A 13,736-nucleotide genomic window follows, 5' to 3' on the forward strand; every position below is an offset into this window, starting at 1 on the left:
TAGTTCCTTCCTTTAAATCAAAGTAATATCTATTTCGATATCATAGATAATATTTTATCAATATCTGGCTTAATTTCTTTCTGTTTTAATTCGTTGTATAATTGCTCAGGCAGAATTTCATTTATCGCTTGAATAACCCCATCATACCCCTTCATCATTCCATCAAAACTCACTTTTAATGGAAATGACGGCAAAATCAAAAGCTCCTCTTCAAAATTCGGATTAGAAACATCTATAAATATTTTCCTACAGTAATACTTATCTCTCTCATAATTAATAATTTCATCAATCCCTTGCCTATCTTGCTTGGATTTACTTCCTAATCCCAAAGGACATAATAAAATCAAATTAATATTATACTTTAGGGGTTTATTTCCTAACCATATAATAAAGTCAAACATCTTTTTCTCATACTCTTTAATATCCTGATGAGTAAAGACAGTGTCTTTCTCTATCAAAATATACAATTCAGTTTCAGTTTTATTTAGATAAACATGATCAAAGTTTAATAACCTTATGGCTTTTTCTTCACTTTTTTGAGTCTCTTGGTTATAAACTATCCTATTAGGAATATATTCTTTTTTCTGAAACCCATTTTGTTTTAATAATTCAATCACTTTATGAAGCATCACTTGTCCCCCTTATGCATTCAGAAATAAAGATATTAGGTATTTTTTCAGTGATAAAAGGATTATATGCAGCCAAACATTGCAAACACTGTATATAAAAATAATCCACATCTGGTTCACACGGAGTCATTTCTTCCTCAACATTCATGATATCTAGTTTATAAGGGTATTGTCGAGATGACACAATACCTAGTTCTTCCGCATGACCTACTCCAAGATACCAAACATTAGGTTTAATCTTTACTTGTAATAATCTTTCACTAATTTCTCCTAAATCAGTGAAAGCGATCATACTCTGGCTTAAGTCCCCCATAATAATTCCGTTATCCCGTTCTTCAAAAGGATATGTAAATAACCATATCGAATCATCAATTTTAAACCATTCATCCAAATTAGCATTTTTATTTAGGAATTTCTCATAGTAATACATGATTTTAGAGAGCTTGTTTATCATTTGTCTAATAGCACTCCAATGTTTCAAATATTCCTTATATTCTTCCTCTGTGCTTGATAAATAATCACTTATTTTTCCAGGAACAATAGTATTTAAAAATGCTACTCTTACCTTTGAATCTTTTAGTTTTTCACATAAAAAATATTGAATTCTAGAAATAACATCGAAATATTTCTGTAAATCAACTTCATTGTAAGTAACTTTTGATGGATTAAAGAGGCTCCCCCGCGAAAAACTTCTAATATCCTCTTTTTGTTGTTCAGCTGCATCAAATACCACTCTAATTGTAGATTTTTCATAATACTCTTTTACAACTTTTATATCATTTCTCCGTAAGTAATTTTTGAATATTTCTACAGACAAACTTTCACCTTGTCTTCCAGTCTCAATTACCTTATTAATAGCTATAGCGTATATATCGTCTGGATTCGCATATTTCTTCTTATATGAAGAAAATTTATCCACTAACATTTCTTTCACCTTTAAAGTGGTATCTTTCAAACTGTCACATTTTTTAAAATCACAATGCCGAGCAAATTCTTCTCTTTTAGAAATATCTAATTCTAATTCGCTGACTTCTAAATATATAGAACTTTTTTTCTTTTTCCCCTCTTCTTTCTCTATAGCTTCATTCAAAATCTTTAATGTGTCTTTATTTTCTGGAGACATATCGTAATGAAAAATCTTCGCTTTAAATATAATTTCATCATTTCCTAGTTTTCTATATTTCAGAAAATGCCTATAAAGATAAAGAACTGCCTCCCTATACTCTGATCCACCAGCAGTTTTATTATGATGCTTTATTTGCGCTAACCTAATATGTGATTTACCATCTAATTCATAGTATTTCACATAATCTTCAACTTCTTCAATCTTAAACGTAGCGTTTACAGTACGCTCGCCATCAAACAAATCATCTTTCGAAGCATCTTGAAGAAGGTGAAGTAAGGTTAAATCAAACTGATAAAAATACCCATCTATTGAGGAATAAGCATTTCTTAATTCTTGTCCTTTATTTAAATAATTGATTATATCTTCCACTCTGTACCTCTCCCTATTTATATACAGATTCTCCTCATCCACATTTCAATATTCCCTCATGAATCAAGCATTAACTAAAGTTTTTAAAACCAAAATTTCTATCGATTTGAATAGTATCAAGCTCTAATTGAATAACTATCCTCTGCCTATAATTCCACCACTTAATCATTTTATCGCTTTAAAACGATAAAACAAAAATTGTAAAATCCATCCAAAATATCAGTTTAATTATAAATCTTATTAATAAATTAACCAATATAAAAATATTATCAATGAATGTTCGGTATTTTCCAACATTAAAAACCCAGTTTAAATAAAAAAAGTAAAGACTTGTTTTAAATAACCAATAAAACAAGTCTTTACGGTTTCTCAAATGTATATGTGATATCAATTGTGCCATCTTGATGAATAATAATTTTTTCAATAAGCGTATTAAACACATGAAATAACTCTTGTTTTCGCTTATGCAATTGTTCGAAAGCTTCTTTTATTGTTTTAATATCGATTTGTACTGCGTCATTTTGTTGAATGATAAACAATTCTTGACTTGCTTTCATCACTACTTTTTCTAGGTCATTCCGCTTTTTTTCAAATTCCTCTTTATTAATAAGTCCTTCCAAATATAAATCTAGTAGTGACTGTTTTTTTTGTTCATTCACATTCATAAGCTGTTGTAGTTTTTTTATTTTCTCCTTTTTCCCTTGTTCCACATTATTTTGTAGTTTTAAAGTAACTGACTCTCCCTTTTTTATCAACAATTCGATAATGAACTGGCGAAAGTAACGATACTGAATTGGTACATGGTTTATGCATCCCGATTTTCCCGCTCTACGATATTGTGAACACTTTAAATATTTCCACTCTGTTCGTTCTCCATTTTTCTTTTTCAGATGAGATTGCACAATTATCATATTCGAACCACAAACAGCGCACTTTGCTAATTCACGGAATTCATTCCACGGAGTAATTTTTGTTTTTTGTAAAGTAATATTCTTTTGGTTCGCTTGATCCCACGTTTGTTCATCTACAACTTTCGGATGATGATTTGTGAAAATAAACCATTTTTCTTTCGGGTTTCGAATTTGTTTTTTCTTACCACCAATTTTGACGTTAGTATATTGATTTAAAATAAAAGTTCCTTTATAGATTGGATTTTGAAGAATTCTCTGCACAGATGTCATCTGCCAAACCTTGTTGGTCTTTGATCGCACACCTAGTTTATTCAGTTCATTTGTAATTTTTTTATATCCCCACCCACTGTTATACCACTTGTACATTCTTTGAACCACTTCTGCTTCTTCTTTATTTATTACTAATTTTTGATTAACACGATTGTATCCATAAGGAACCTTACCAATATGTTCTCCTCTTCTCACCTTCACCGCCAATGCAGCTGTGATACTCGAAGATAAAGTTCGACTATATTGCGCTGAAAATAGCGACCATAGCTCAAATGCCATGTCATTTTTCCCTGCCTTGGTTGAGTCGTAACCTTCCTCAACAGAAATAATCCTTACACCATGACCAAGAAACACTTCTCGAATTTCCAATGAATCCTTCAAATCACGCGCTAAACGAGAAATCGATTTAAATACAACTGTATTAATTTTTTTTGCTTTTGCTTTTTGCAAAAGTAATTGAATAGCTGGGCGATCTGTAAATAAAGTCCCACTAATCCCTTCATCTTTGTAAATACATCGTTCATCCCATTTAAATCCATTTCGTTCCAGCCAATTTCGACAAATATCAATTTGGTTTTCCACAGATGAAATTTGTTCATCACGATCAGTTGATACGCGGACATAAACTGCATACGATTCCAAAAATCAATCACCCACTTCTGTAAATATCTAGGCTTTACTAACATACATATGATTCATTTCACCTGCTTACTAGCTAAATTTATCTTTATTTAATCATCCCCCCTTAAATCGCCTTATCCTTATTAGTTTGTACCATTAGACATCAATTAATTCATTCTAATAAATAAGATTCACATAAATGAATTAATTGTTTCATCCTTCATTTTGTCTTCCTATGAAATAAACCATTAATTTGAATTGTACAATCACTAAAGATGTAGCTTTAAATTCATATAAAACAGACAGAATGAAAAATGACAGCAAAGTCTCCTTACTTAAAGGAACCTTGCTGCCATTTTTATTTTATATAGTAAATGAGTTTTTTTGTGATGGACTATCTGCATAAATAATAAGTATACGTTCTTTTGGATTTGAGGGTTGAGCTTTTTTTACAGAATTAAGATATATTAATATACCTGAAAGAACACTTGCTAAAATAACGATTCCAATAACCGAACGGATGGTCAACGTTTTATATTTCTTTAAATTATTGTCAATATTTTGTATAGCTGGTTTCAAAATACTGTCTTTAATTTCTTCACGTTCTTCTTCAGATACTACAGGTACTTTCTCACTTGAAATTTCATACATATTAAGTATGTCTTTTTTCTTTTGAATGACAAATGATTTATTGTACCAATAAGAGATACAAAAATAAAATGCATGGAGTCCTAATGCTACGATTAAAAATAGGATATCGCCTTTCGACATAGTGACTACAGCTGTAAAAACGGCAGTTACTATCGCAATAATTGCTGTATTTATATTCGTCATTATTTTATCAGCACTTTCGTGAGCACCTATTGCATGTTTGTGAGCTAATTCGATTGCCTCTTTTGTATCTTTCAAAAAACTTTTCACTTCATCTGAAATATAGGCATTAAAATAACGATTGGCAGTTGCTTCAATTTTCGTTAATTGAATATCCAAAGCTCTAAGGTCATCTTCACTTTGACAATATAGAGAAATAACATTCCTAACAATTTCCAACTTGTCTTGCACAAATTTTTCTAATTTATAAGTAAAACAATATATATTATGTAATTCTTTTGCATGCTTAAAAACAGATGTAGTTTCATAACTTAATTCAACATTTTTTTGACCACGAATCAGAAACTTTCTTTCAGTAAATTTATTAGCAATATGTAATAAACAAGTAAAAAACAAATTAAAATCAAACAATCTTAGCAATTCCGTATCTTCGATCCTAATATCAAAAACAGTTGGTATTGGATAAAACTCACCTAATCTTGTATATTCTTCTCTTTTCTTTTGAACAGATTTTACATTTTCATATATCTTCTCATCCAAATCCTCAACAGGAGACTTCCCAAATTCTTTTAACGGTAATATTTTCATATAATTATTCCCAAAAATTTTATCAATAGGCAAATAAATATGAATATATTTTCCAAAATCCAATTTCTCAAAAAAAGAAGTACATTTTCTACGAGTAATTTCAAAATGTTTTATAAATGAATCTTTTGATAAAAATACAACCTCATTTTTACCAATATTAAAACCACCCGCTTTATTTAAAGCTATAGTTAACTGTGTTGACTGTTCCTTTTCAAAAAAGTCGAATTCATAAAATTGCCCATTACGAAATATCTGTTCTTCTATACAAAATTTAAAGCTAATACGACTTGCATTTAATTCCGCTCTATAGGATTCATCTGAAAACAATTCTTTAAAATAACCATAACTATCTTGAACCGTAAAGCTAAGATTTTGATAATCCTCTTCCCAATCACTCAAAATATCCCTATCTTTTAACTTTTCCAACAACTCTAAAAAAACATCAAAAAGGTTTCTCATGACCAGCCCCATCACTTTTTAAATTCAAAATTACTCTCTATATTTTTCTCCCTAATTTTTAGAACAATAAATTTGTTTCCATCTTCATCCTCTTCTTCGTCATAAAATACATCCGTTCCTAACAGAATGGATTTAAATCGTAGTTGTATACTCTTATCATCATTATGAAGAAAAGAGATAGCCTCTTTTTCTTTCTCAACTGTAAATTCAAACTGTACATCTTCATTTTTTTTCTTCATTTGTTGTTTAACACGCTCTATAAAATCAAATCTATCTTCTTCTCCTGGTATAAAATCATGTAGCACCTCTTCAAGCATTGAATCAACTTTAATATATTTCCCTTCAGTCATCGAATCACTAACTTTTTTTGCAATAGCAAACATATTAGGTACCTTTTCACTTCTAGCTACTTCCATTACAGCTGTATTAAAAAATGCAGTTGTTTTTTTATCACTATTAACTTCTTTTGCATTTAAGAAGGCTTCTAGGAAGAATTTTGATATGCCATCCATCTTTTGTTGTTTGTCTAAAACATATAAATGTGATTCTTCCGCAAACAATTTTTCATCCAGCTTTATAAAAGCAGATTTATGCAACCTTTCTTTTACATTGGGTAACATATGTTTCCGAACTTTAAAAACCACACGCTCAGGGTCTAATTCGATCCCATCATTTGGATCCATCTTTAATATTCCTAAGTAGTCCTTCCCTGAATCCACGTTAAAATAATGTAAGAAAATTAACGTAGCTGAACTAGTACTACTTGTTCTTTTCATATTGTAGAAAAGTTTAATTGTCATTCGCCTAGTAACTCTAACAAATAATTTATCATCAGATTGATCTTCCGCTAATTCTTTACAATATTTGTATACCTCATCATCTTCATTTTTAAAAACACATGTTTTTAATTGTGCCGTTGTTAAAGCTTTCTTTACATGATTTCCAAAAAATACAATTACATCTTGCATTTCTTCTTGACTTATATCGATTACATTATTTAAAAAGGTAGGCTTCGTTGCCCCTAAATCCATATGGTGCGCAATCACTCTCTTAATCTCAATATTCCCCACTAGTCACTCTCTCCTTATAGACATAAAACTAATTAAATCTTAGCATAACCTTCCATTTAATTGAACAAAAAAGACAGGATATGATATCCTGTCTTCAATTTACTTCTAATGAAAAATTTTGCACTCTCCCGTTAAAACTGCATACATTATCCCATTCGCCCGATATTTCATTTTCGTTTAAAGAATATACTTTAGGATTTAAATAAGCATATAGTAAGCATTCAGCTGCTTCAAAATCGCTCATTTCTCTTCCATATTCCTTCTCTATTCTAGATTTTATCACTTCATCCAATATCACATCACTTTCAATTAACATTCTTACTCTTAACTTTTTTTCATTTTCCATAATGTCATCCTCTTCTTTCTCTGCCATTTTTCTTTTAAAAACATCAAATTCATTTCAAATTATATAGATGATTTTTTATAATGGTGAAAAAAGGTAATTTTATTATATCTATATTTTGCTCAACTAAAAAATCATAAAAATCTAAACCTTCCTATAAAAATAAACAGTTACTTCGAGTCAAATACCTTGTTTTTTAATTCCAAATACTTATAAATATCATTTAGTTTGCCCAAATATTACAAAAAGGATGATTGTTTCCAATCATCCTCATTAAATACTTAAATATTCAGTTCTAATCCTTCTAGAATATACTTCTCCAACTTCTTTAAAAATTTGTATCAACTCATCATATGTACTTTCACAATCGCCAATCTTATTCCACATAGCCGCACCAATTAACACACTTGGATCCTCATCCATATTAAACAGTTTATACGGCAATGTATGTGCTTTACGATATATGTTACCTTCTCCTGCTGGATTAAACGGTAGTGCAAAGTATGGCTCACAATCTGGATTTCCCGCTTTTAAAGACAGCATGTCCCGTTTGGCAGTTTCTGTTTGATCCAGGTTAGGTTTAACAGTTTTAAAACTATAATACTCTTCTCTTCCATCTTGTCTTCTTATGTATAAATCACTTTTCACCGTAATTTCTTCAAAACGTTGATTTTCTAATACTAATATTTCTTTTACTTCTTCATCCCAATTTGGACTTTTTTGATTTTTTCCTTTTCCGCGCTGAGATTTTAAGATTTCTTCAATCTTTTCTATTCTCCATGTATTAATAGTCATAACTGTATCATACTGATTAATAGCTGTAGCACCTGTTCCTTCTGCAATTATTTTCCCTAATTGCTCTAGAATTCCTTGCCCCAAACTTGTTACAAACGAGCGTTCAAATTTAGCACCTTTCCATACTTCAATTGGGACTAAGTAGTAACCAAATGGATTATTTCTTTCAATGTCAGCTTCTGAAAATGGTTCGTCAACTGTTCTTTTCTGTATGAGGCGCTCCATAACTGTAGATAAATGTTCGCGTATTCGCTGCTTTGTCTGTTCATTCATTTTCTTTCTCTCCCTTTACATCCATCAAATACATAATTCCATTATTTCATAAGACAAAATAAAAAAATAGAAAAAAATAAAAAGCCATAGTAAATTTATGGCTTCTTACGCTTCTAATGTCTCTCGAATGGCATTCCCTAAAATCTCCGCCAAGCGGACAGGTACTGCATTTCCAATTTGAGTGTATTGCTTCATAAGTGTACCCGCTACATGATAATCTTCAGGAAATTCTTGAATAGCTAAGTACTCTTCAATGCTCAGTGGACGATTTTCAAATGGATGCCCTAAGTTGGTACTCTTTTGAGCTGGTGACGTTAACAACGTTGGAGATGGCTTATCTATATTTAATCGGCGGAAGAATCCTACCTTTCCTCCTCCACTTGTATAGGCTCCTCCCATAGCATCTTTTACTACTTCTTCTGGAAGGTCACGCCAATTCCCACCACCTGTTGGAATCATCTTCATATATTTTAATCGTTCTGGAGAATATGACTGATAGTGATGTTCCTTTGTTTCAATCTGTTTTAACACTTCTCCTACTGTAACCCATGGCTTTTTCCCATCCGTTCCTTTTTCATTATGTGTAGGTTCAGGAAATACAAATGTTTTCTCTAAGTCTTGGCGAACTCCTATAATAAATACACGTTCACGTTTTTGAGGAACCCCATAATTCGCTGCATTTAATAGAGTAGGTTCTTGAATGTCATACCCCTCAAATTGTTGTAATACATATGCCAATGCACTTCCTGGTTGCTCTTCCTCAGTAAATGGCAAAGCATCTTTCCCTCTCTCACTTAATGGACGATGCTTTAAAGCCGCAGACAATAAACCTCGTACGTTCTCTATCATAAAAGCTTTTGGTCGAATATCACGAACAAGTTTTGCAAATTTCAACATTGCTTGTCCGCGTGGATCTGAAAATGCTTGACGCTTTCCTGCCGTACTAAAGGATTGACATGGGCTGCCGCCAATCATCAAATCGACTTCTCCTTCTTGTAAGTCCGCTTGTTCCAATACTTGCTCTGGTGTATACGTCATAATATCACCCTCTACCACATTCCAATTAGGATGATTTGTCCGCAATGTTTCACAGTATACAGGTTCAAGTTCCACAGAAACTCGCACGTCAAATCCAGCTTTGTGAATCCCCATATCCAGTCCACCCGCACCCGCAAAAAAACTAATACAGTTCATATGTCTTACCTCCGACTCTAAAATCCTAGAGGTAGTATAACACAGAACATAGAATCGGTCCAGTAGTAAAACTTGTAAGGTTACAGACGTAACTACTTAAAGTTCTTAATGAATTTTCTTATTTCAACCTACATAAGAAGTTATTTTATAAGTATCTTCACATTAAGAACGTTATAAAACACATGTTTTATTTATCTCTTCATACCCAAAAGTTCTCTTAACAGTAATTACATAACTCTTATCTTAAAACATATTGACTTCACATCTATATTCCACTCACATTTTCAAGCTCGTACTACCTATTCCATCCCAGCAATCCTTATCTTTCTAGGAACTCCTATCAAACTTTGAAACTACATCCTAATATCTATACACTCAAAACCGAAATACAGATAGCTTGTTAGGCTTGACCAGTTCCCAAAACCGAAAGATCACTTACATAAGTTTCTTTTATTTACAAGTGAAGGACAAGAATCCAGTAATACCATAGGATAAGCCCTCTTTTTCTCTATCCATTCGGTTTTGAGTTATGATTGGCATGGGTTACATAACGACAAACCGAATAAATGGACAACTGACTTCACAATAACTTCTCCCAAAACCGAAATACCGCTTGTCCTAATTTAGTATTTTCATAGTACAAAATGCTAATTGTGTAGATTCCAGAGGGAAAATTGGCATAATTGCTGGTATTTCAAAACTAAAATCCGTTTTCCTTTGTGATTCCCCCTATATTCGACAACCTATTCGACATTTATTTTTCTTGGAATATTTTACCTTCATAAAAATAAGAAAAAAATTTCAAAATCCAACCATGAAATTTTTCTCCACCGCTCTATTTGGAATAAGCATGAACAGTGGCCCTTTCGCTACTACACACAAAATATATTTTTCTTATTTTTACACAGAGAAAATCTCAAAAAAAAAACTCTTTCTCATTTTTAGAAAGAGTTTTTATGATTCAATTAAAGAATTATTTACGGTCATTAACAATTCACCGTCACTTGTAATATATACACATTTAAAAAATTGAAGTAAAAATGCTCTTAATTTTTGCGGATTCACATTTTCTTGTGCAAATTCACTGAGTAGATCGTGCGGAGGAAGATAACTTTTTTCTTTTACAATCTGTTCAATACGATTCATTCTCTTCTTTAATTCATCTTGATTATCCTTTATCGCATTTAGTTCATGCATCTTATTAGAACGATGAGACATTAATATCTTCATAAATTCTAATACTTCTTCTTGAATTATTTCTTGTTCATAATGCAATTTTATTTCTCGATTCAATTCCTCAATTTGCTGATTTAATTCTATTGCTTCAATCTCTAACTTTCGATTCGCGCTTCTCAAATCACTTAGTTCTTTCTTAAATCTTTTTTCTATAGAAAGTTCAACTTGCTCTTTTTTTCCTTGTGTTACTTGTTCTAATACATATGGAAGATATTTCTTTCGGAATTGTTCATGAACCATCTCTGCTTGCAACTTAAAGTTACAGTTCTTGCAATCATATATACGTCTTATTTTCTTTTCTTTTTTATTTCTGGATTTTGTTCTACCTGGTTCTTGATTTTTTGTTGTCATTAATTCTTTGCAATGTTCACAATGCAAAATGTTTCTTAATAAAAAAGGCGTGCTATAATCTTTCGAGTGAATTTTTCTTTCTTTACGTTCCTCAAATAGCCCTATTATATATTCCCAATACTCTTGCGAAAATATAGGATTCATATTAGGCACTTTCCCTATAATCCATTTACTTTTATCATTTAATACTCCCTTATAATAACGATTCATTGTTATCAAACCACAGTAAAATGGATTTGTAATAATATACCGTATCCGTTCTTTTGTCCATTTAATTCTTTCGTCACATTTTTTATTTCTTATCTCATCTGCAATTTGCTGAAACCCAAACCCTAATTCAAATAATCGATATATTTCCTTTACAACTTGTTGTTCCTGTTCTACATCATCAAATTGTTCTATCCGACTCTTTATACCACCGATATTCTCTACTATTACTCGATACTCATATCCATATGACGCTTTACCACCTAGCCATGCACCTCTCTTAGCCTTACTATGAAATGTATCTTTTGTACGCTCTTGAATTAAAGCAGCTTCAATTCTTGTCAATCCATCCTTCACAGTTTGTGGCACGATTTCTCCAACGGTATATAGTTCATGAGAACTACTCACTACTACATGCATATCCAATTCACACATTTGTTTTCGAAATTTATCATGCTCTTCAATGTGTCTTGCAATACGATCATTTTTATACACAACAATACAATCAAACTTTTTATCTGCTGCATCACAAATTAATTTTTGTAAATGAGGTCTCTCTTCAAATGGAACCTTTGTAGCAGAAACTCCTGCATCCACATACTCCTTTTTAATTTCACACCCATATCTTTCTAACAAAACTTCTACAGAATGCTTTTGCATTTCATATCCTTGATCTTTCGTAGAATAACGTGCATAGAAAGCAACTCGTTTTCCTGGTTGTAAAATGTCTTCTAAGCGCATTTCATTATACTGTTTCACTATTTTGATGCACCTCCTGTATCAGCATAAAAGGATGCTTAAACACAATATGGTATTCCCACGAATCCACCTGAATGCAATGGATCATGTCACGATAAAAACGCTTTCGTTCTTCTTTCTCAAGAAGCAAAATATCTTTTGGACACTCTAAATGAGTTATCCATTCTTTTGCTTTCTCTTTAAAATTCTTAATTTCATATAATCGCATCTCCAAATGTTGTAACTTTCTTTTTTCACTCTTTAAAATTTCATTTGCTTCCTTTATTTCTCCTATATGTTGATTGCTTTGGCATTTCGCACAATCATTTCCCTCATGTTCTCGTTGCATCTTTTGACAATTCAACCACTGATCTATTAATTTACCAACTTTTTTCGTCACACCCTTAATAACCATCTCCTGGCTTCCAATAAGTTTTTTAATCTTTCGTACGTTTTGATATGTACTTCTTTCATATAATTCATTAAAATTCCCATCCAATAGACGATGAAAAAAAGTTTTTGCATGTTTCAATATTTCTTCTTCTATATACCCAGCTTCGACACAAACGTCATGTTCTTTACACTCATATATATAGTAATCCTGATAACTTCTCATACGTTTTTTGGCAATAAGTGGCTTTTGACATTCATGACAATAAAGGATATTTTCTAGTAAAAATTGAATTGTTTCCTTACCAGTCTCTCGCTTCACAATCATTTTATCTAATTGTTCATTCGCTATATCCCAATCTGTTTTTTCAACTACTTTAATGTTTTTGTATGCTTTTTTATATTCTTTACTTCCAAAGTTCATCACTCGCAAACCGTGATAAATAGGATTTTTTACGATGTTAACAACTTTAGATTGATCCCAATCTTTAGTCTCTTCTGTTTTATATTTTTCATTTAGATTGTTACACAATTCTTGTATACTTTTACATTCTTTATTTAGTAATACGTTATATATTTCTTTCACTACTTCAATTTCATGTGATACTTGTAAAATATTCACTTGCCCATCAGCATTCGGTTCACCTTTTTCATATCCATAGGGTAAATTCCCTGCATACTTTCCGCTCAAAAACTTTGCAATCTTTGTTTCTTGAATGCGCTGCGCAATCAGTGAACCTTCATTTTCACATATAGAACCGAGAATCGCTTCAATGTATTCACCAACGGGTGAATAATTCATTTGCACTTCACTATCTGATGAAAAATGAACATTAATATCATACTCTTGAAATAGACGATATAACTGCATATGCTCTTGTAACTTACGCGCGAATCTATCTCTTTTATAAACAATAATACTACCCACAACTCCAGCTTCGATTTCTTTCATTAACTTATTCATACCAGGTCGTTGCATCAAAGTTTTTTTTCGAGCAGAAACATCTTTATCTACATATTCTTCATCGATTGTTATACGTTTTTTCATGCTATACTCAAAAGCTTTTATTTGTTGCATCTCAATCGAATTTTCTTGAAGATCAGTCGAACTTCTGTAATAAGCTATTGTCTTTTTCATTTTCAGCATCACCATCCTTTCTACTTACAATATGCACTTGTCCTTCTACTTTAGAAGCATCTTGCATCAACTTTTCATGTAAACACTCTATATATAAAGCAAACCATTTCTCTGCCGCTTTAGGATCATGAACATATTGAATCGAACCCAATGTGACATATCTTACTTCCTTACGCTTTGCCATCTTTCACACACCC

Annotated in this window: 11 protein-coding genes; all 11 read right to left on the bottom strand. The window is 31.6% G+C overall.

What is annotated here, in order from left to right; translation table 11 throughout:
• Nucleotides 1–29: 29 nt before the first annotated feature.
• The 11 genes from ACTFSI_RS04840 to ACTFSI_RS04890 all read right to left on the bottom strand — a co-directional run bounded on the left by ACTFSI_RS04840 (nucleotide 30) and on the right by ACTFSI_RS04890 (nucleotide 13,723).
• A complete protein-coding gene (locus ACTFSI_RS04840) occupies nucleotides 30–629 on the bottom strand; it encodes a hypothetical protein (protein WP_000902741.1) in 600 nt (199 codons plus the stop codon).
• On the bottom strand, nucleotides 619–2,124 hold the full coding sequence (locus tag ACTFSI_RS04845; protein WP_076872836.1) for a hypothetical protein: 1,506 nt from the start codon (nucleotides 2,122–2,124) through the stop codon (nucleotides 619–621). Before ACTFSI_RS04845 ends, ACTFSI_RS04840 begins: the two co-directional genes overlap by 11 nt.
• A 359-nt stretch (nucleotides 2,125–2,483) precedes the next feature.
• Nucleotides 2,484–3,947 (bottom strand): recombinase family protein, encoded by a 1,464-nt coding sequence (locus tag ACTFSI_RS04850; RefSeq protein ID WP_000446796.1) that lies wholly within the window; start codon nucleotides 3,945–3,947, stop codon nucleotides 2,484–2,486.
• Between the two features lie 342 nt (nucleotides 3,948–4,289).
• Complete coding sequence (locus tag ACTFSI_RS04855) at nucleotides 4,290–5,804, bottom strand: hypothetical protein (protein ID WP_001245041.1); 1,515 nt, start codon at nucleotides 5,802–5,804, stop codon at nucleotides 4,290–4,292.
• An 11-nt stretch (nucleotides 5,805–5,815) separates the two neighbouring features.
• Nucleotides 5,816–6,874, bottom strand: a complete 1,059-nt coding sequence (locus ACTFSI_RS04860; RefSeq protein ID WP_000526759.1) for a nucleoid-associated protein — start codon at nucleotides 6,872–6,874, stop codon at nucleotides 5,816–5,818.
• 94 nt (nucleotides 6,875–6,968) lie between these two features.
• Nucleotides 6,969–7,220, bottom strand: coding sequence for a hypothetical protein (locus ACTFSI_RS04865; protein ID WP_000426711.1), 252 nt, complete (start codon nucleotides 7,218–7,220; stop codon nucleotides 6,969–6,971).
• 270 nt (nucleotides 7,221–7,490) lie between these two features.
• Nucleotides 7,491–8,285 carry a TdeIII family type II restriction endonuclease gene (locus ACTFSI_RS04870; protein WP_001005468.1) on the bottom strand — a complete coding sequence of 265 codons (795 nt, stop codon included), beginning with the start codon at nucleotides 8,283–8,285 and terminating at the stop codon, nucleotides 7,491–7,493.
• Nucleotides 8,286–8,390: 105 nt separating this feature from the next.
• A complete protein-coding gene (locus tag ACTFSI_RS04875) occupies nucleotides 8,391–9,479 on the bottom strand; it encodes a DNA cytosine methyltransferase (RefSeq protein WP_000995643.1) in 1,089 nt (362 codons plus the stop codon).
• A gap of 954 nt (nucleotides 9,480–10,433) precedes the next feature.
• Nucleotides 10,434–12,032: a recombinase family protein gene (locus ACTFSI_RS04880; RefSeq protein ID WP_249277927.1), complete on the bottom strand. Its 1,599-nt coding sequence runs from the start codon at nucleotides 12,030–12,032 to the stop codon at nucleotides 10,434–10,436.
• The gene (locus ACTFSI_RS04885) at nucleotides 12,019–13,539 is read right to left on the bottom strand and encodes a recombinase family protein (RefSeq protein WP_000750830.1); all 1,521 of its coding nucleotides are present in this window, start codon (nucleotides 13,537–13,539) and stop codon (nucleotides 12,019–12,021) included. Before ACTFSI_RS04885 ends, ACTFSI_RS04880 begins: the two co-directional genes overlap by 14 nt.
• Nucleotides 13,502–13,723 carry a hypothetical protein gene (locus ACTFSI_RS04890; protein ID WP_001129134.1) on the bottom strand — a complete coding sequence of 74 codons (222 nt, stop codon included), beginning with the start codon at nucleotides 13,721–13,723 and terminating at the stop codon, nucleotides 13,502–13,504. The genes ACTFSI_RS04885 and ACTFSI_RS04890 overlap by 38 nt, the downstream gene beginning before the upstream one ends.
• Between the last annotated feature and the right edge of the window lie 13 nt (nucleotides 13,724–13,736).

Origin of the sequence: Bacillus cereus group sp. MYBK101-2 (assembly GCF_051918845.1) — a bacterium.
Lineage (GTDB): Bacteria > Bacillota > Bacilli > Bacillales > Bacillaceae_G > Bacillus_A > Bacillus_A paranthracis.